We start from the raw sequence: 17,703 nt of genomic DNA, 5'->3' as shown, positions 1-17,703 counted from the left end.
GAGCAGTGGCCAGAGCAGTAGTCGGAGCAGTGGTCGGAGCTGGAGGAGGCGCCGGATGTACGCCGTCATCGACACCGAGACCACTGGCCTGTCGCCTGGTCATCGGCATCGGGTCATCGAGATCGCCGTGGTGCTGCTCGACGCGCACGGGCGGTTCGAGCAGGAATGGGTGACGCTGCTCAATCCGCAGCGGGATCTCGGGCCGCAGCACATCCACGGGATCCTGACCGCCGACGTGCTGGCGGCGCCGCAGTTCGAGGACGTCGCGGCGCGGCTGGGGGAGTTGCTGGCCGGGCGGATGGTGGTAGGGCACAACGTCGAGTTCGATCTCGGGTTCCTGCGGGCGGAGTTCGCGCGGCTCGGGGTCACGGTGCCGCTGATCACCGAGCGTTCGATGTGCACGATGGCGCTCGCCGGCTACCTGTATCCGCGGGCCAAACGGACGTTGGGCGCGTGCTGCTCGGCAGCCGGGATTCCACTCGAGGGTTGGCATTCGGCGCTCGCGGACACTCGGGCCACCGCTCAACTCTTCAGCCATTACCTCCGCGCGTTCCCGTCGCCGCCGCCTTGGCAGTGGGCTTATGAGGAGATCAGGGGACTGCGCTGGCCGGCGCTGCCTGGTGCTCATGGGGTGCCAACCGTTCGGCCTGTGCACGCGAGTGGCCGGCACGGCTGGATGAGCCGGCTGGTCGATCAGTTGCCGCGCGTACCGGATCCGCCCCAGGCCGACTCTTACCTGGCCGTCCTCGACATGATCCTGGCCGACCGCGATATCAACCAAGCCGAGGCGGACCAGCTCGTGCACGTCGCGACGGATCTCGGTCTCACCCGCTCGCAAGTCGACGAACTCCATCAGGTCTACGTCACCGACCTGGCGGACGCCCTGTGGAGCGGCGGCTCGATCACCCCCGAAGAGCGCCACGACCTCGACCGAGTCGCGGCAATGCTCGGCCAACGCCCCGTCGACGTCGACGACGCCCTACTCCGGGCAAGCAACGGCCGGTACGTCGTACCGGCTCGCCCTGGCTCTACGGGATTCCCACCGGGCAGCAGCCTCGTGTTCACCGGGGACATGGTCGAGCCGCGCGAGGTTTGGTGGGACCGCGCGGTGGTCGCTGGGTTTGTTCCGCAGGAGGCGGTGCGACCGGACACCACTTTCGTGGTCGCGGCCGACGTCGACAGCCTCTCGGTCAAGGCGCGCGCGGCACGGTCGCTCGGCGTACCGATCATCGCCGTCGAGGACTTCACCCGCATGCTCCCGAACACCAACCAGCAAAAGGCCGGCTGACACCCGGATAGGGTGCGGGCGTGGAGATTGCGGAGCTGGCACAAAGGATCCAAGAGACCTCTCAGTTGACCGGTGAGTTCGTACTACGGTCGGGCATCAGGTCGACGACCTACTTCGACAAGTACCGCTTCGAGGCCGACCCCGTGCTCCTGGACGCGGTCGCCGAGGCGATGGCCCCACTCGTTCCCGCGGAGACCGAAGTACTGGCCGGCTTGGAGATGGGCGGCATCCCAGTGGTGACCGCACTGAGCCGACACACCGGTCTCCCGTGCGCCTTCGTACGAAAAGAAGCGAAGACCTACGGCACCTGCCGCTTGGCCGAAGGCGCGGAGGTCGCCGGCCGCCACGTCCTGATCGTCGAGGACGTAGTCACCAAGGGCGGCCAAATAGTCCTCTCCACCGCCGAACTACGAGCCCTCGGCGCTAACATCACCCACGCCCTCTGCGTAATAGACCGCCAACAAGGCGCCCGAGAGGCCCTGACCGCAGCCCACCTAACCCTCATCCCCCTACTGACACCCGCAACCCTCCACCCCTAACCCGTACGCCGCCAGCCGTGCTCGTCGCCCTCACCAACAAGCAACCCACCCCCGCGATGGCACGCCGCCCCAGCCAAACCCGACGGACTCCCCAGCGCCTGCGCGGGCGTGCGTGTGCCGCGCGGCGTACGCGCCTCAGGCGGCGGGGATGGGGTTATTCGTGGATGTCTGTTTGGCCGTCTTCGCGTTCTATTTCGAAGCGGAGGGTTTTGCCGGAGCGGATGCGTTCCACGGCGGAGAGGCAGGCTTCTTCGCTCATGTGGACGCCGATCTCGCCGAGCTTGTGGCGCAGGACGAGGGCGGCGTCTGCGGCGGAGCGGGAGCTCGACTCGTTGATCGCGTTGATCGTCGTGGTCGTGAGTTTCTCGCGGATGTCCGGGTGGACCTCGTGAACCTCATGAGTGATTCTGAACTCCGACATCGCGACCCTTTCTCTGACGGCCTACCCGTGACCTGTCGCTCAGCCTAGTGCCCCGAGTCGGCTGTGGCAGGTTCGGACTTCGTCAAATAAGTACCCGCCCGACGAACGTCTCGAGCCGCTCGGTCAGCCGTTCGGACCGGATTTCCGGCCCGGCGGTCTCGCCTTGCGGGACTTCGGGGTCGCGGAGGCCGCGCAGGTACAGGGAACACGCGAGGTCGGCGCAGATGTAGGTGCCCACGGTGTTGCCTGCCTTGCCCGCTGCTCCGGCTCGGCGGGCGACGAAGAGCGACACGTCGGTGAGTTGGTGTGCGGTGTGGCAGAGGTCGCACAGACCGGTACCGCGACGCGGCTTGCCCGTGGCCGCCGTGTTGACGGCGATCCCGGTGAGGCCGTCCGCTCGCGGTACGACGAGGTAGCCGCGGGCCGGCGCCTTCGGGTCCCGCCAGCCGAGGTAGTCCAGGCTCTCCCAGGGCAGCTCGCCGAAGTCACGCGGCAGCGTCATCGCCTTCACCAGGCTCTTGGACGAGTTGACGAAACTGCCCTTGATCTCGTCCGCACTGAGCGGTTGCACGATGCTCCTCCGGTCTTCCTGTCAGGTCGTATCCAGCCAACCCCAGGCCCGCTGGCCGCCGCAACCGAATAATTCGTTGCCCTTAGCAACCGTCGATGCAGTCCTAACGCGGTGGGGATCGTGGTTCCGCAGGTCGTCGCCGAAGTCGACGTGTGCTTTGAGGCGCAGCAGCAGGGAGATCCAGGCGACCGGGTCTGGGTCGCCTTCGTGGCTGAGGGTCAGGTCGGTACCGCGAGTCCCGTCCGACGCGAGGCTGAAGGTGAGCCGCTCGCCGAGGAGGCGGACGCGGTACAGGTGGTCCTTGATGGCTTCTTCGATCGGCGCGTCGTCGGTCCTGCCGCCGGGGAGGATGAAATGGATCATCCCGTCGGTCTCCTTGGCCGAGTCGGCCCAGAACCGCGACCGGCCGAGCGGAGTACTGAGGGCTCGGTAGACCTCGCTGGGGGCCGACTTGAAGTGGACCTTCCGCTGCGTCGAACTCACGGAACCTCCTCGTGGCCGACGGCATCCGGCACACCACGATTGTGCGGTATAGACCGGTTCTGCGAGAGGTGTTTCGGTGGTTCGATGTTGCACAGTGCGGCTGAATCGTCGCAATGGTGTCACAATCGCGGCGAATCCGGTCCGGCGGTGGTTGGTCACGTCCGGTGCTGGGAAGCTTTCAGATCAGTGCCGGGTGCCGTGCCCTGCGTCGGGTCCAGGGGGTCCGCCGATGATCGACACGAGGCTGTATCGCTGGCTCCGGCCGTTGCTCCGGCGCAGGCGCCGAGGGTTGCGCGCGCCGGAGGAGTTCCGCCCGCGCGGGACGAGCTCCAAGATCAGCCGGCTGTCCACCCGGTACGACGCCGAGGTGGATGCCGCGCTCGGGCGACTCTGGCCGAAGGCGCGGGTCTATCACGATCGCGAGTTCACCCGGGATCGCGCGGACTTCCTGCTGGTGGTTCGCGGTCGCGGCGTGATGATCGAGACGAAGGTGAAGAGCGACCCCGGGTTGTTCCGCGGCTCGACGCTGCCGCCCCTGCTCGACCGGCTGCAACGCGACGGCCGCCGACTGGTCGTCCTGCTCAACCAAGGTGATCCGACCCCCGCCCAGGAGCTGGTCGCCGCGAAACTCGGCGACAAAGCACGAGTCATCGTCTGGTCCGGCCCCTCAGACGACGCCGCCCTCCACGAAGCAGTCGAATCCCTCCTCAAACAATCAACCCGCCACGCCTGACCTCCCATAAGCCCTGGTCGGCTGCTCCGGACAACAGACAGCGCGGAGGGCAAGGGATGCTCTCCGCGCTGTGAGTTGGCTCCGAGCCGCGAGGTGTGTCCTGGAAGGACGGCGGTGCGGAGTCGTTCGGGGGTGATGCGGTCCCGGTGTAGGTCCTGCCGGGGTGGTGCGGGTGCCGAGGCGGTCCAGCCGGCGGGGATGGGGATGGTCGGTGGGGCTGTGGCTGGGCCGGTCGCAGGGTGCGGGTGCGGGTGGGGTGTTGCGGCTGGGGCCGGTCGCCGGGTGCGGATGCAGATGGAACGGTCGGTGGTGTTCGTGGTGCTGGGGTGACCGTTGGGTGGTTGGTGCGGGGTTAGCAGGCTTGGGGGGTGGTGCTGCCGCCGTCTACTACCCAGCGGCCTTGGATTTGTTCTATGCGCATTTGGTCCAGCCAGCGGGTGGGGGTGTTGGCTGGGAGGACGCTGCGGCCTTTGCTGTCTACTGTGCGGGCCTGTTTGGTGTCGTAGCAGGCGCGGACGAGGACGCCCTTCGCGTGCAGGACGCGCTTGGCCCACAGGACCTTGGTGAGGCCGGTGTTGTGAAGGCGTTTGGTCCGGTAGTACTTCGCCTGCTGGCTGATCGCCGTGAACATCGCCGGCGTCATCACCGGAGCGAGTTGCTCGGTCGAGCGGCCGCCGCTGCGCATCATCGCGTCGAACGCGACCCGGTAGTTGTAGTACGCATTGATGACCGGGTCGTCCGAAGGCGGTGCGTCGGCTCCCGGAAGGGTGCCGTTGGCGACCGCTTCGGTCAGGCTGGGCTTGATCGCCTTGTGGGCGCCCGGCGACGAAGCGGCTACGTCGGCCGACTTGTCCTCACCGCAGCCCGCGAGCATCAGGACCGGGACCAGCGTGGCGGTCACCGCCAGGTTCTGAATGCGCATGTTGTCCGAACCTCCTGTCGGCGCGGCACTGCCGCTCGCGCCTCCTCCGGCACTGACCGTGTAACGCTGAGACACGCACCGTGGTCACTGTGACGTGGGTCACAGTCGATCCCCTACCCGGGTAGGGGATGCGATCTGGCTCCATGGCCGGATGCCTGTCCGCACGCTCGTTTCTAGGCTCGATCTCAGTTACTGAGACTGAGGAGGCGACGATGACGGACACAGTTCGAAGCGCGGCTCGTACGGCGGACGGACCGCTATCCGGGCGCGGGTCCTTGACAACGCGGCTGATCCGCTGCCCGGCGCGGCTGGTCCGCTCCATCGGGTACGCCGTCGCGCTGGTTCCGGCGGGGCTGTTGGCGATCGGAAACTCGCTGCTCGGGCGCGCGGACACGGTGCACCGGACCTGGCGACGGTTGGCCCGTTTCCAGGGCTCGCCGGATCCGATCAGGTGGCGTAGGCCGGGTGCTGCGAGTGTCGTCTTCAGCTCTCTGGTGAGCCTGGCGTTGGGACTGTTGAGTTGGTTCCTGCTGATGCTCCTCGTGGTCGCGGTGGTGCGGGGTCCGTTCTATGGCTTCGTCGAGACCGGGCCGGTCGGGCCGGGCACGTGGGGTGGTCCGACCAAGGCAGGCGCCTGGGCCGTGCATGCGGTGGTCGCCGTGCCGATCATTGTGGGGTTGCCGTTCGTCCTGCGGGGACTGGCACTCGTGCAGGCCGCCATGATCCGCCGGCTATACGGCTCGGGCACCTCACGATTGGTGCTACCGGCAACTATTCTGCTCGCTGTCCTGGGTGCCCTCCTGTTCTCTTCGTGGATTCAGCAGCTGTGAGTCCGCTGCGCGGTCAACCGGGGAAGAGCTGGTTTGTCATTAAGGTCGAGAGATGAGCTCGAGATGGCCGGCCGGGCGGGCTGGCGCGACCGTCGGGGTGGTGGCGCTGCTGGTGCTGACCACGGCTGACCTCGCCCAGCATTACCGGCTGCCGATCGGGGCCGCGCTCGGCTTGGGAGTGGCGCGGGCGTTGAGTTTGGCGTTGGTCTGGCTCAGGCCCGGCGGAGCTCTGCCGGTTTCCTTGGCGACCTCTGCGCTGACCGCCGCGGTTTGTGTCCCGATCAACGCGGGCGAACCGTGGCCGTGGCCGGTGACGGGAGTCTTCGGGCACTCCGCAGTACTGGCGATCGTCGGCGCTCGTGGTGCGTCGCGGCGGGAGTTGGCCGGTTGGTGGGTCGCGACGCAAGCGGTCGGTGTGATCGGGATGGTGTTGGCGCCGGATCGTGGGTCATGGCCGGGGCTGCTCACCATGGCTGTGTTCTCGGCTGTGGCCGTGATGGTCGCGGACTTGTTGAGGTCGCGGGCTGAGGCCCGGCAGCAACTGGTCGAGCAAGAGAGCATCAGTGCGGCCGAGCGGGCGCAGCGTGCTCGATGGCAGGAACGCGCTCGGATCGCGCGGGAGTTGCATGACGTCGTTGCGCACCATTTATCGGTTGTCGTGGTTCGGGCCGACAGTGCGCCGCATCGTGTGGTTGATCTGCCGGAGGCTGCTCGGGAAGAGTTTGCGGGGATCGCGGAGGATGCTCGGTCGTCGTTGACGGAGATGCGACGGGTACTGCGCTTGCTACGGGAGGATCCGGGCAGCGGCGAACCGAGTAATGAGCTCGGGCCGCAGCCTGGGTTGGCCGATCTGGAGGAGCTGGTTGCCGGCACCAGGCGGGCTGGCGCGGATGTGCGGTTGGAGGTCGAGCCGGTGGCGGAGCTGGATCCCGCGATCGAGCTGACTGCGTACCGCGTGGTGCAGGAGGCGGTGAGCAACGCGGTGCGGCATGCGCCGGGTGCGACGGTCGAGGTGAGCGTTCGAGTGGGGCGGGCAGAGGATGCCGGCGAAGGCGGGGAGGTCGGCGACGGGTTGATCGTGCAGGTCGTGAACGGCGCCGTGCCTTCGCAAGTTGCTTCTTCGGAGGGGGTGGCTGGGCAGGGGGGTGGGCATGGGCTGGTTGGGATGGGGGAGCGGGTGGGGTTGTTGGGTGGGCGGTTCCGTGCCGGAGCTACCGGGGATGGCGGGTTTGTTGTGGAGGCCGTGATCCCGTTGAAAGGCGAGGAGATGCGATGACGATCTCGGTGCTGGTTGTGGATGACCAGGCGGTTGTTCGTGCGGGGTTTGCTGCGCTGCTCAATGCCCACGCGGATCTGACGGTGGTGGGGGAGGCGGGCGACGGGGCGGAGGCGGTCGAGTTGGCAGCGAATCTTCGGCCCGAGGTCATCCTGATGGATGTTCGGATGCCTGTGTTGGACGGGCTTGAGGCCACTCGGCGGATTCTGGCCGACGCTGTTCCGGGTGAGCCGCCTCGTGTCATTGTGCTCACCACCTTTGATCTCGACGAGTATGTGTACGACGCACTGCGGGCCGGGGCCAGTGGGTTCCTGCTGAAGCACTCCTCCCCGGACGAGCTCGCCGCCGCGGTCCGGATCGTCGCGGCCGGCGACGCGCTGCTGGCTCCCTCGATCACGCGCCGGCTGGTCGAGGACTTCGCCAAGGTGCGACCGGTCCTGCCGGCCACCGCCGGCGGCCTCACTCCGCGCGAGACCGACGTACTGCGGCTGATCGCACGGGGCCAGTCCAATCGCGAGATCGCCGCCGGTCTGGTGCTCGCCGAGCAGACGGTGAAGACTCACGTCAGCCGGATCCTCACCAAGCTGGACCTGCGCGATCGCGCCCAGGCGGTGGTCTACGCCTACGAAGCCGGTGTGGTCGCCCCCGGTCCACGCCGCTGAACGCCAGCTCGCCGGAGCCGCCACCGGAACCGGAGCTGACACCGGAACCGGACCTGACACCGGAACCGGAGCCGCAACCGGAATTGGAACAGGAGCCGGAACCGGAACCGGAACCGGAGCAGCAACCGGAACAGGAGGCAGGAATGGACGCGCTCGAACGGTTGCGAGGTTTGTGCCTCGCGCTGCCGGAGACCACCGAACGGCTGAGTCACGGTGAGCCGACCTGGTTCGTCCGGGACAAGAAGACGTTCGTGATGTTCGCCGATCAGCATCACGACGACCGGACAGGATTCTGGTGCGCAGCCCCAGCAGGCAGCCAAGAATCACTGATCGCCAGCGACCCGGAGCACTTCTTCCGCCCGCCGTACGTCGGTCACCGCGGCTGGCTCGGTGTCTACCTGGACGTGCCCGGAGTCGACTGGTGCCATCTCGCCGAGCTCGTCGAGGACGCCTACCGGCAGGTCGCCCCCAAGTCATTGGTAGCTCGGCTCGACGAGGCCGCCGCTGAACGCGCGGCCGGTGGCGGGAGCTGACAGCCAGGCCGCTTCCGTGTCGTGACGGCAGGGCATGGCGGTTCGGTACGTCGCCGCGGACAGCAGCAGGACCGTGAGCTCACCCAGGCTGAGCCCGAGGTTCCGCGCATCCCGATGCAAGGCGGACACCAAACCGGCAGGCAGATCCTCGAGCACGACCTGCTGGCCGCTCGGTGCTGTGTCGGCCGCCTCGACGGCCCAGCCGCGGCCCCAGCGTTCGCTGCCCAGTTGCAGCACCTCGTCGAGTGGTGGCAGTGGCTCGATCAGGAGATCGGGAATCTCGGCCAGGGCACGGAGCATCACCGCTCCGAGGGTGAACTGACTCTGCCGCTGGCTCAGTCCGTCGTCTGAGCGCAGGTAGCGTCTCAGCAGGACGCGGAGCCGCTCGGTCGCCGGGCTCGACAGCGACGGCTCGTCAAGGACCGGCTCGATCGATACGTACCCGTTCCGGAGCCGGAAGGCCAGGAGCGCGTCGGCACGCACGTCCGGAAGCCAGTCGGGTGGGCCATGCCAGCCGCCGAACTCGCCGTACGACGAACTGATCGCCCCGCCGGTCGATAACGGCAGCGAGCCTTCGTGCACGAGCAGTTGGTCCAGCAGCGCCAGCTCTGGCCCGGCGAAGAGGATCGGCCGGCCCTTGGTGGCGTAGCGGACCCGATGAGTCAGGGCAGCGCCGTCCAGCATCCGCCGCGCGCTGTCGAACCGCCCGTCGGGCAGCTGCACCATCACGGGTGACTGGCGCAGCGCAGTACGGACGGAGGCTGCCGGGTTGCCGGATTTGGTCAGGCCCGCGCCCGCCACCCTCGCTCCGAGGTCGTCGGGGGTCAGCGGTCCGGACGCGTTGATCTGGTCTGCGCAGAAGGTGACGATTCGTTTGCTCATGCCAGGAAAGGTACGAGCCTCCACGCCCTGTTTTTCCTTTATCCACAGGGCAAAGTCGATCGGTTGGAACAATCCCCAGGTTTCCACGAGAACCTCGGCCGCCGGCTCTGCGGCCGGCCGGCTGCTCGGTCGGTAGGGTGGCGCGGTGGATGCTGCAGAAGAGATCGCCCACGAAACACCTGCCAAAGGGGTCAGTGGCAAGATCGCCATTGCCTTGGCGTTCGGAAGCTCTGCAGCCGTTCTGGTGCTCGAGCTGGTGGCCCTGCGCCTCGTGGCGCCCTACCTGGGCCTGACGCTGGAAACCAACACAGCGGTCATCGGTGTCGCCCTGGCAGCCATCGCCACCGGTGCCGCGATGGGTGGCCGGCTGGCTGACCGGATGCCGCCCACTCGGACACTCGGGCCGATCGTGATGTCTGCGGGTGCGCTGGTGCTGCTGATTCTGCCGGCGGTGCGCTGGACGGGCGAGACGGTTCGTGGCGGCGGCGCCGACCTGGTCTTCCTGGTCGTCGCCGCGGCCCTGTTCCTGCCGGCCGCGCTGCTGGCCGCGGTGACGCCGATGGTGACCAAACTGCGGCTGTCGACGCTGGCCCAGACCGGGACGGTCGTCGGCCGGCTGTCCGCGTGGGCCACGGTCGGCGCGATCGTGGGCACCGTGCTGACCGGGTTCGTGTTCGTGGCCCAGGTCCCGACCAGCGTCATCGTCTTGTGCCTCGGCGGTCTGCTGGTCGTCGCCGGCGCGGTCCTGACGGTCTACTTCCGCGGCTTGAAGGCGGCCGCCCGTCCGCTGGTCCTGGCGCTGATCGGCACCGGTCTGACCGTGGCCGCACCGCGGCCGTGCGAGGTGGAGACGGCGTACCACTGCGCGCGGGTGGTCCATGACCCGGAACGGGCCGGCGGGCGGATCCTCTACCTCGACCAGCTTCGCCACTCCTATGTCGATCTCGACGATCCGACCCATCTCGAGTTCGGGTACACGAAGAACTTCGCGGCCGCCATCGACTCCAGGTGGCCGGACAAGTCGCCGCTGGAGGTGCTGCACATCGGCGGTGGCGGTCTGACGATGCCGCACTACCTGACGGCGACCAGGCCGGGGACCGGGAACAAGGTCTACGAGATCGATCCCGGCGTGATCGAGCTCGACAAGGCCGAGCTCGGGGCCAGACCGGGTCCTCACCTCGATCTGCGGGTCCGCGACGGGCGGCTCGGCGTCCGGTCCGAGCAGACCGACAGCCGGGACTTGATCGTGATGGATGCGTTCGGCGGGGTCGCGGTGCCGTGGCATCTGACCACGCGGGAGATCGTTGCCGACATCCGGCGGGTGCTCGAGCCGGACGGGCTCTACCTCGCGAACATCATCGACTTCGGTCCGCAGGCCTTCGTGAAGGCCGGGATCCGCACGATCGCGGCGGAATTTCCGTACGTCGGCGTGATCGCGGAGCCCTCCGCGCTGGCCGGAAGGACCGGCGGCAACTTCGTCCTGGTGGCCGCCGACCAGCCCCTGCCCGGTACGGCGATCCGCCGGCGGTACGGCGCCGACGGCTACCTCGACGATCCCGCGGCCCTCAGGCAGTTCATCGGCGATGCGCCGTTGCTCACCGATGACTACGCGCCAGTAGATCAACTGCTCACCCCCGCCGCGAACTAGCACCGGGCGAGCCGCGCCACGGGTGGAGTTGTGATCAGGGCCGAAGGCTTGTTGCATGTGCATATGCACCCACGCGCAGGACAGGCCGCTCAGCCCGAGGATCTCGTCGATGTCGACGCGTTGCTCGCGGCGTACGAGGGGATCACGCCGGATGTCGACAACCCCGCTCAGAAGGTCGTCTTCGGGACGTCCGGGCATCGCGGATCGTCCCTCGATGGTGCCTTCAACGAGGCGCACATCCTTGCCATCACGCAGGCCGTCTGCGAGTACCGCGCGGGGGAGGGGACCACTGGTCCTCTGCTGGTCGGGCGGGACAGTCACGCCCTTTCGGAGCCCGCGTGGCGGACCGTACTCGAAGTGCTGGCGGGCAATAACGTCGAGACGCTGGTGGACAGCGCGGACCGGCTGACCCCGACGCCGGCCGTGTCGCACGCGATCCTGCGGCTCAACCGCGGTGCCGGTGCGGGTACCGACGGCATCGTCATCACGCCGAGCCACAATCCGCCGCGGGACGGCGGGATCAAGTACAACCCGCCGCACGGCGGACCGGCCGACTCGGATGCGACGGGCTGGATCGCGGCCCGCGCGAACGAGCTGATCGCCGGCGGCAACCGCGAAGTCCGCCGTACGGCGTTCGAGGCGGCGCGGGCGCAGGCCGAGGAGTACGACTTCCTCGGTCACTACGTCGACGATCTGTCCTCCGTGCTCAACCTCGACGCGATCCGGGCGGCCGGAGTCCGGATCGGCGCGGACCCGCTGGGTGGCGCGAGCGTGGACTACTGGGCCGCGATCGCGGAGCGGCACCGGCTCGACCTGACCGTGGTGAACCCACGGGTCGACCCGGCCTGGTCGTTCATGACGCTGGACCACGACGGCAAGATCCGGATGGACTGCTCCTCGCCGTACGCGATGGCGTCGCTGGTCGCCCAGAAGGACCGCTACGACGTGGCCACCGGCAACGACGCGGACTCGGACCGGCACGGCATCGTCACGCCCGACGCCGGGCTGATGAACCCCAACCACTACCTCGCCGCGGCGATCTCCTACCTGTTCGCGAACCGGCAGTGGGGTCCCGAGGTCGCGGTCGGCAAGACGCTGGTCTCGTCCTCGCTGATCGACCGCGTGGTCGGTGATCTCGGCCGGCGGCTCTGGGAGGTGCCGGTCGGCTTCAAGTGGTTCGTGCCCGGCCTGATCGACGGCTCGGTCGGCTTCGGTGGCGAGGAGTCCGCGGGCGCGAGCTTCCTGCGATTCGACGGCACGGTCTGGACGACGGACAAGGACGGCATCCTGCTCGCCCTGCTGGCCAGCGAGATCACCGCAGTGACGGGCGAGACGCCGTCGCAGGCGCACGCCAAGCTGGTGTCGAAGTTCGGCGCCTCGGCGTACAGCCGTGTTGATGCGCCGGCCAGTCGCGAGCAGAAGGCCAAGCTGGCCGGGCTCTCGGCCGACGCCGTGACCGCGACGAAGCTGGCCGGTGAGCCGATCCTCGACCGGCTGACCAGCGCGCCCGGCAACGGCGCGGCGATCGGTGGGCTGAAGGTCACCACCGAGTCGGCGTGGTTCGCCGCCCGGCCGTCGGGCACCGAGGACCTCTACAAGATCTACGGCGAGTCGTTCAAGGGTGAAGACCACCTGGCCGAGGTCTTCGCCGAGGCCCGCGACGTGGTTTCCACCGCCCTGGAAAGCTAACGCACGAAGGCGTCGACCAGCCGGTCCAGGTCCGCAGCGGGGTCGTTGGTGAGCCCACTGTGGATCGGGCCGGGGTGGACGACCGTACTGCGCGGCGCCGCGAGCCACCGGAACCGTTCGCCGATCCTGGTCGCGGCGGCCGGCCCGCCCTCCGGATCGCCTGCGCAGATCGCGCGGATGTGCTCCAGTGACGCGCAGACGACGTCCACGTCGACCGCTGGGTCGAGTGCGCGCAGGCGGAGCGGGTCGACGTCCCAGGACGCGCCCAGGAAGTCCAGTGAGCGGCAGTAGAGCACCGCGCCGACGTTGACGAACTCGCCGCGGTGGATGCGCGGTGCGGCGCGCAGGATGACGTAGTCGAAGGGCACCAGGTTCACCGTGCACCACCCGGCAGCCATGCGGACCGGTCCGCGAGCCTGGCGGTCAGATGACCGACGTACCGCTCCCGATCGCCCTCATCGATCCACTCGTCCGGCACCAACGCGACCACTTCGGACAGGAGCTCCGGCGTGATCGTCGCGGCCAGTTCGGCATCCGCAGCCGGTACTGCGGGCGCAACGTCGCGGAACACGTGATCCTGGGCGTCGTACGCGAGCCCGGTGAACTTCTCGGCGGACATCCAGGAGTGGTGGAAGTACAACGCGGCTCCGTGGTCGATCAGCCAGAGTTCCTTGTGCCAGACCAGCAGGTTGGTGTTGCGCCAGGAACGGTCCACGTTGGCGACGTACGCGTCGAGCCAGAGGATCTTCGCCTGGGTCGCCTCATCGGGTTTGCCGCTGGAGCCGTCGTACCCGAAGGAGCCGGGCAGGAAGTCGACGGCGAGGTTCAGCCCGGCGCTGCGCAGCAGGAGGTCCTGGATCTCCTCGTCGGGCTCGGACTTGCCGATCGCCGGGTCGAGCGCCATCAGCTTCAACTCGGGGACCCGGAGGCCCAGCCGGCGGAACAGTTCGCCGACGACGACCTCGGCCACCAGCGCCTTCGGACCCTGACCCGCGCCATGGAACTTGAGCACGTAGGTGCCAAGGTCGTTGCCCTCGACAACACCCGGGAGCGAGCCGCCCTCGCGCAACGGCAGCACATACCTGGTGGCGGTGACCATCGGCAGACTCACCCGGCAGAGCCTAGTGCCCCAGTTTCCGCCATCCAGGGGCCGGGTACCTCGATGGCAGCCGAGAAAGAGGAGAAACCTTGAAGCACCCGTCCATGGGCGTCGAGGAGGAGTTGCTGCTGGTCTCGGCCGGTGGTGCCCCTTTGCCGCGCAGTAAGGCCGTCGTCGAGGGGACACACGGAGTAGACGTCGAGCTGGAGCTCACGCGGGCCCAGGTGGAGATCAACACGCCTGTGTGCCAGACGTCCGACGAGTTGCGGCTCCAGCTGACCTGGGCGCGGTCGAAGCTTGCAGAGTCGGCTGCGGCGGAAGGTGCGCGACTACTGGCGATCGCGGCGCCTCCTGGTGGGGTGGCAGCACAGTTGGTGACCCACAAGCCGCGCTATGAGGAGATGGCCGCCCGCTACGGCTTGCTGGCCCGGGAGCAGGCGGTTTGCGGTTGCCACGTGCACATCGGCGTACCGGACAAGGAAGCGGCTGTGCGGATCAGTAATCACCTGCGGCCGTGGCTGCCGGTCCTGCTGGCGCTGACGGCCAACAGTGCCGTCTATCTGGGCTCGGACACCGGCTTCTCCAGTTGGCGATCGATCATGTGGTCCCGGTGGCCCTGCTCGGGCCCGCCCCCGTACTTCGAGTCCGCCGAGCACTACGAAGCCCTGGTCGCCATGCACATCGCGACTGGCGCCATCATGGACGAGCGGATGGTCTACTGGGATGTCCGGCCGTCCAGTCACCTGCCGACGGTCGAGGTACGGATCAGTGACATCCCGCTGACCGTCGACGAGACAGTGCTGCTGGCGACGCTCATCCGCGCACTGGCCATGACAGCAATGGAAGACGGCGGTCGCGGACCGAAACTCGAGCCCGCCGTACTGCGTGCGGCGTACTGGCTGGCGGCCCGGGATGGCATCAGCGGCAACGGCCTGGATGTCCTGAAAGCCAAGCCGCTCCCGTTGGGCGAGCTACTCGGCTTGCTGCAACGGCATGTCCATGGGGCGCTCGAAGAGCTGGATGAAGCGGACATGGTCGCCGAAACCATCCAGCAGGTACTCCGCGAAGGCAACGGCGCCCTCAAGCAACGCAAGGCCTTCGCCGCCGGTGAAGACATCGTCGCGCTGACAGCGGTCACCGACTAGTCTTCTGCGGTGCCAGCGAGATCCCGTGGTGGGCACTGCTGCTCGCGAGTTCGCGGTGGGCGGTCGGCTCCCCGTACTGGTTGAGCCGACCGCCCGCCTGTTCGAGGTGAAGGTCTAGCTAGCGGAGGAACTCCTCCAGGCCGTGCAGGTCGTCGGTGTTGACGTGGTCGACGCCGGCGGCGGTGAGTTCGGACCAGAGGGCTTCCCGCCCGGCGCCCGGGGTGTCCGGGGTGGCCCAGAAGCGGACCCGGTAGCCGGCGTGGTGGGCAGTGGTGACGATCTGGTGCAGCTTGGCGCGTTCCGTCGCCGGGAACGGGCCTACACCGGTCCAGGTGAAGTTCTTCGTCCAGTTGTCGCTCACCAGCGGCATCACTGACGCAGGCAGCTTGGAGTTCAGGTCCGCGAGCCGGCCGTCGTACCCGGCGTACCGGACCTTCTGTGCCTTCAACACGTCGAGTGGACGGTTGCCGCTGATCACCGACGTGACGGCGCCTCGGTAGGTGCGCCCGTTGGCGAAGATGGTGCTGATGCCGCGGTACTTGCGCAGTACTACGTCGATCGCCGCATAAGTGGTAGGCCCGTCGCTCTTGATGTCGATGAGCAACTGGAAGTCCCGGCCGCGCCGGTACACCTGCCCGTGGTTGTCGCGGACCCGCTCGGCAAGCGGCTTCAGGTAGAGGCTCTCGAGCGTGCGACCCGGTACGACGTCCTCGAGGTCGTGTGCGACCAGGAGCTCACCCTTCACCAGCCAGACGTCCGCCTCGACACTGTTGAAGCCACGGTCGAGAGCGTCCTGCAACGGCCGCCGGTGCTCATAGTCGTTGTGAGCATGGGCCGACGGCAGCGCACGGACCGCCGGAGCCTCGTACGCCGTGGGCAGCCGGAACCCGTTCGATCGTGCGACCGTCCGCAACCGATCCGGGTAGTCCGTGATGATCCCGTCGACGCCCTTGCCGATCAGCGACTGCATGGTCGCCGGGTCGTTGACCGTCCACGGGACCACCTTGAGACCGGCCTGGTGAGCCGACCGGACCATCTCGGTGGTGACATAGGGCCGGTACGCCGGATCCGTCACCTTCCCGTCTTGCGGGAAGCCGTGCACGGGTGAGATCGCGTCGGCACCGAACGACGCGGTCGCCTTCACCAGGTCGCCGCCGAAATCGTCGATGTCGAGACCACCCAGCCAGGGCGACTTGCCCGGCCGACCCGTCTGCAGGAAGTCGTAGTTCGTCAGCGCGACGATCGGCAGCTCCGGCGCGACCTGGCGCATCCGCATCAGAGCGCCCCAGTCGAAGCTCTGGATGGTCACCTGACGGCTGATCCGGGCCTTGCGGATCTCGGCGGCGACCACCTGGACGAACTGCTCACGTGGCGCGGTCTCGGACGGAGCGCCGGCCTCGACCTTGGTCTCGATGTTCAGCTTCACGTGGTGGGCGCGGAACCGGTGGACCAGGTCGAAGATGTCGCGCAGCTCGGGCATCCGGGCGCCCGGGTCAGGCGTCTGGCCGGGGTGCGCGGGCTGGGTCAGCGAACCACAGTCGAGCTGCTTGACCTGCTTCAGGCTCAGCGTCTTGACGAACTTGCCGACGTACGGGTACTCCGGGTCGCCGGGCGTGTAGGGCGCGGTGTCCTTGCATTTGTTGCCGGACACCTTGCGATCGTGGGTGACGACCGCGTGGCCGTCCTCAGTGATCTGGACGTCGAGCTCGAGCGTGCTGACGCCGGTCTCGAGGCCGTGCGAGAAGGACGCGATCGTGCTCTCCACAGTGAGCCCGAGACCGCCACGGTGGGCCTGGACGTCGAACTCACGGCCCCGGCCGGCTCCGGCGGGGGCGGCGACGAGCGTCTGGCCGAGCAGACCGGCAGCGAGGGCAAGCGGAAGCAGCGCGCGGGGGAGGCGGCGCATGAGGGTTCCCTTTCGTAGGGGCAGGGCGTAGGCGTCTCGTGTCGGAGGTTGCGTTGCGCTACCGGCGCCCAGGCACGCACCTCGCGGCAGCGGAGAAACGGCAATGATGGAAAAGCATCGACGCCGCTCCTCCGCCACCGCGATGCACGCACCTGAACACCGCTATCGCTAACGCAACCTCCGACACGAGACGCCGACCGATGATCTCCCGCTCGGGGATACCCCGGCCCTCGTGAAGGTAGCCGAAAAGAGGCCGATTGGTGACCCCTCGCCTACTCAGGGTGCCGTGACCACCTGGCGGACCGTCTGGATCTCCGCTGCCACGGACCCGTCCTTGAACGTCTTGTCCAGGGTGCCGTCGGACCGCCGGGTCAGGGTGAGGATGAGCTCACAGCTGACGGTGGCCTCGGCGTTCGGCGTGGGGGTGGGCAGTGCCCGGATCGTGCCGCGGCTGATCGTCGCCGAGGTGCGCCCACCCTCGAGGGTCACGCTTCCGCCTTGGACGCACGGTCCGGCCCAACTGAGCACGCCGCCGTCGGCGGCCGCGGCGAACCGGAGTACGAGATCAGATTGCCGGGAGATGCGGGCGCCGGCGGCCGGGGCTGTCAGCCGGATGGGTTCGGGGATCTTCACCACGGACGTCGGCGCAGACGCTTTGCCTCCGTCGCGCTCCAGGGCGAAGGTGATCTCCGTACCCGCGGTGCAGGCCCCGTCGAGGCGGCCGGTGTAGCTGGTCGCGCCGGCGAGCTTGCCGCGCTTGAGCGTCGCGGTGTGACCACCACCGGACGCGCTGATCTTCTCCCCGCCGCCGAGCTCGACGTAGGTCATCGTGCCGACCCGCAAGGTAGCGCTGACCTCGGCAGTCGTCGTACCGTCCGGCACGGTGACCAGCAGGTTTGCGGTGATTCCAGACGTGTCGATGTCGGCCGAGTCGACCGTCGAACACCCGGTGATCAGCACCAGAACGGCGGCCAGGACAAGCGATCGGCGAACCACGGCTGCTCCTCAAATCGGTCAGGGGAGTAAGTGCCCCGCACCGGAAGTTCTTTGGCGCTTGCGGCGCCCAGGCACGCACC

At 68.1% G+C, this 17,703-nt stretch carries 19 protein-coding genes; 10 read left to right on the top strand and 9 right to left on the bottom strand.

Annotated elements, in window-relative coordinates; translation table 11 throughout:
* Positions 1 to 55 precede the first annotated feature (55 nt).
* Together ACQPYM_RS27560 and pyrE are read left to right on the top strand one after the other, a co-directional pair.
* On the top strand, positions 56 to 1,288 hold the full coding sequence (locus ACQPYM_RS27560; RefSeq protein ID WP_433005865.1) for an exonuclease domain-containing protein: 1,233 nt from the start codon (positions 56 to 58) through the stop codon (positions 1,286 to 1,288).
* Positions 1,289 to 1,308: 20 nt separating this feature from the next.
* A complete protein-coding gene (pyrE, locus tag ACQPYM_RS27555; protein ID WP_433005862.1) occupies positions 1,309 to 1,827 on the top strand; it encodes an orotate phosphoribosyltransferase in 519 nt (172 codons plus the stop codon).
* A gap of 154 nt (positions 1,828 to 1,981) precedes the next feature.
* Here the strand turns inward: pyrE and ACQPYM_RS27550 are convergent, their stop codons facing one another.
* The 3 genes from ACQPYM_RS27550 to ACQPYM_RS27540 all read right to left on the bottom strand — a co-directional run bounded on the left by ACQPYM_RS27550 (position 1,982) and on the right by ACQPYM_RS27540 (position 3,302).
* Positions 1,982 to 2,248, bottom strand: coding sequence for a hypothetical protein (locus ACQPYM_RS27550; RefSeq protein ID WP_360287199.1), 267 nt, complete (start codon positions 2,246 to 2,248; stop codon positions 1,982 to 1,984).
* A gap of 82 nt (positions 2,249 to 2,330) precedes the next feature.
* Positions 2,331 to 2,819, bottom strand: a complete 489-nt coding sequence (locus tag ACQPYM_RS27545; RefSeq protein WP_433005859.1) for an FBP domain-containing protein — start codon at positions 2,817 to 2,819, stop codon at positions 2,331 to 2,333.
* A 21-nt stretch (positions 2,820 to 2,840) separates the two neighbouring features.
* Entirely contained in the window at positions 2,841 to 3,302 is a 462-nt protein-coding gene (locus ACQPYM_RS27540) for a hypothetical protein (RefSeq protein WP_433005857.1), read from the bottom strand.
* A 229-nt stretch (positions 3,303 to 3,531) separates the two neighbouring features.
* Between ACQPYM_RS27540 and ACQPYM_RS27535 the strand changes: the two genes are divergently transcribed.
* Positions 3,532 to 4,035: a hypothetical protein gene (locus tag ACQPYM_RS27535; RefSeq protein WP_433005854.1), complete on the top strand. Its 504-nt coding sequence runs from the start codon at positions 3,532 to 3,534 to the stop codon at positions 4,033 to 4,035.
* 352 nt (positions 4,036 to 4,387) lie between these two features.
* Here ACQPYM_RS27535 and ACQPYM_RS27530 read toward each other — a convergent pair whose 3' ends face one another.
* Entirely contained in the window at positions 4,388 to 4,957 is a 570-nt protein-coding gene (locus ACQPYM_RS27530; RefSeq protein ID WP_433005852.1) for a hypothetical protein, read from the bottom strand.
* A 212-nt stretch (positions 4,958 to 5,169) separates the two neighbouring features.
* On the opposite strand from ACQPYM_RS27530, the gene ACQPYM_RS27525 reads away from it, so the two are divergent.
* From ACQPYM_RS27525 to ACQPYM_RS27510, 4 genes are all read left to right on the top strand, one after another.
* Complete coding sequence (locus ACQPYM_RS27525; protein WP_433005849.1) at positions 5,170 to 5,787, top strand: hypothetical protein; 618 nt, start codon at positions 5,170 to 5,172, stop codon at positions 5,785 to 5,787.
* Between the two features lie 52 nt (positions 5,788 to 5,839).
* A complete protein-coding gene (locus ACQPYM_RS27520) occupies positions 5,840 to 7,063 on the top strand; it encodes a sensor histidine kinase (RefSeq protein WP_433005846.1) in 1,224 nt (407 codons plus the stop codon).
* Positions 7,060 to 7,725, top strand: a complete 666-nt coding sequence (locus ACQPYM_RS27515) for a response regulator (protein ID WP_433005843.1) — start codon at positions 7,060 to 7,062, stop codon at positions 7,723 to 7,725. Before ACQPYM_RS27520 ends, ACQPYM_RS27515 begins: the two co-directional genes overlap by 4 nt.
* 143 nt (positions 7,726 to 7,868) lie before the next feature.
* Positions 7,869 to 8,258, top strand: coding sequence for an MmcQ/YjbR family DNA-binding protein (locus ACQPYM_RS27510; protein WP_433005840.1), 390 nt, complete (start codon positions 7,869 to 7,871; stop codon positions 8,256 to 8,258).
* On the opposite strand, the gene ACQPYM_RS27505 is transcribed toward ACQPYM_RS27510, so the two are convergent.
* Positions 8,199 to 9,140 carry a hypothetical protein gene (locus ACQPYM_RS27505; protein WP_433005837.1) on the bottom strand — a complete coding sequence of 314 codons (942 nt, stop codon included), beginning with the start codon at positions 9,138 to 9,140 and terminating at the stop codon, positions 8,199 to 8,201. The genes ACQPYM_RS27510 and ACQPYM_RS27505 overlap by 60 nt on opposite strands.
* A 145-nt stretch (positions 9,141 to 9,285) precedes the next feature.
* On the opposite strand from ACQPYM_RS27505, the gene ACQPYM_RS27500 reads away from it, so the two are divergent.
* Both ACQPYM_RS27500 and pgm read left to right on the top strand, forming a co-directional pair.
* Positions 9,286 to 10,788 (top strand): fused MFS/spermidine synthase, encoded by a 1,503-nt coding sequence (locus ACQPYM_RS27500; RefSeq protein WP_433005834.1) that lies wholly within the window; start codon positions 9,286 to 9,288, stop codon positions 10,786 to 10,788.
* A gap of 63 nt (positions 10,789 to 10,851) precedes the next feature.
* The gene (pgm, locus tag ACQPYM_RS27495; RefSeq protein WP_433005831.1) at positions 10,852 to 12,477 is read left to right on the top strand and encodes a phosphoglucomutase (alpha-D-glucose-1,6-bisphosphate-dependent); all 1,626 of its coding nucleotides are present in this window, start codon (positions 10,852 to 10,854) and stop codon (positions 12,475 to 12,477) included.
* On the opposite strand, the gene ACQPYM_RS27490 is transcribed toward pgm, so the two are convergent.
* Together ACQPYM_RS27490 and ACQPYM_RS27485 are read right to left on the bottom strand one after the other, a co-directional pair.
* Positions 12,474 to 12,854, bottom strand: coding sequence for a DUF3037 domain-containing protein (locus tag ACQPYM_RS27490; protein ID WP_433005828.1), 381 nt, complete (start codon positions 12,852 to 12,854; stop codon positions 12,474 to 12,476). The genes pgm and ACQPYM_RS27490 overlap by 4 nt on opposite strands.
* Positions 12,851 to 13,588: a HipA family kinase gene (locus tag ACQPYM_RS27485; RefSeq protein WP_433005825.1), complete on the bottom strand. Its 738-nt coding sequence runs from the start codon at positions 13,586 to 13,588 to the stop codon at positions 12,851 to 12,853. Before ACQPYM_RS27485 ends, ACQPYM_RS27490 begins: the two co-directional genes overlap by 4 nt.
* A gap of 77 nt (positions 13,589 to 13,665) precedes the next feature.
* On the opposite strand from ACQPYM_RS27485, the gene ACQPYM_RS27480 reads away from it, so the two are divergent.
* Positions 13,666 to 14,721, top strand: coding sequence for a carboxylate-amine ligase (locus ACQPYM_RS27480; RefSeq protein WP_433005822.1), 1,056 nt, complete (start codon positions 13,666 to 13,668; stop codon positions 14,719 to 14,721).
* Between the two features lie 118 nt (positions 14,722 to 14,839).
* Here the strand turns inward: ACQPYM_RS27480 and ACQPYM_RS27475 are convergent, their stop codons facing one another.
* Both ACQPYM_RS27475 and ACQPYM_RS27470 read right to left on the bottom strand, forming a co-directional pair.
* Positions 14,840 to 16,627 (bottom strand): glycerophosphodiester phosphodiesterase family protein, encoded by a 1,788-nt coding sequence (locus ACQPYM_RS27475; RefSeq protein ID WP_433005819.1) that lies wholly within the window; start codon positions 16,625 to 16,627, stop codon positions 14,840 to 14,842.
* 276 nt (positions 16,628 to 16,903) lie between these two features.
* Positions 16,904 to 17,623, bottom strand: a complete 720-nt coding sequence (locus tag ACQPYM_RS27470; RefSeq protein ID WP_433005816.1) for a hypothetical protein — start codon at positions 17,621 to 17,623, stop codon at positions 16,904 to 16,906.
* Positions 17,624 to 17,703: the final 80 nt, after the last annotated feature.

The sequence above is a fragment of the Kribbella sp. CA-294648 genome, assembly GCF_050943845.1.
GTDB lineage: Bacteria > Actinomycetota > Actinomycetes > Propionibacteriales > Kribbellaceae > Kribbella.
This window is presented reverse-complemented; position numbering and strand designations above follow the sequence as displayed.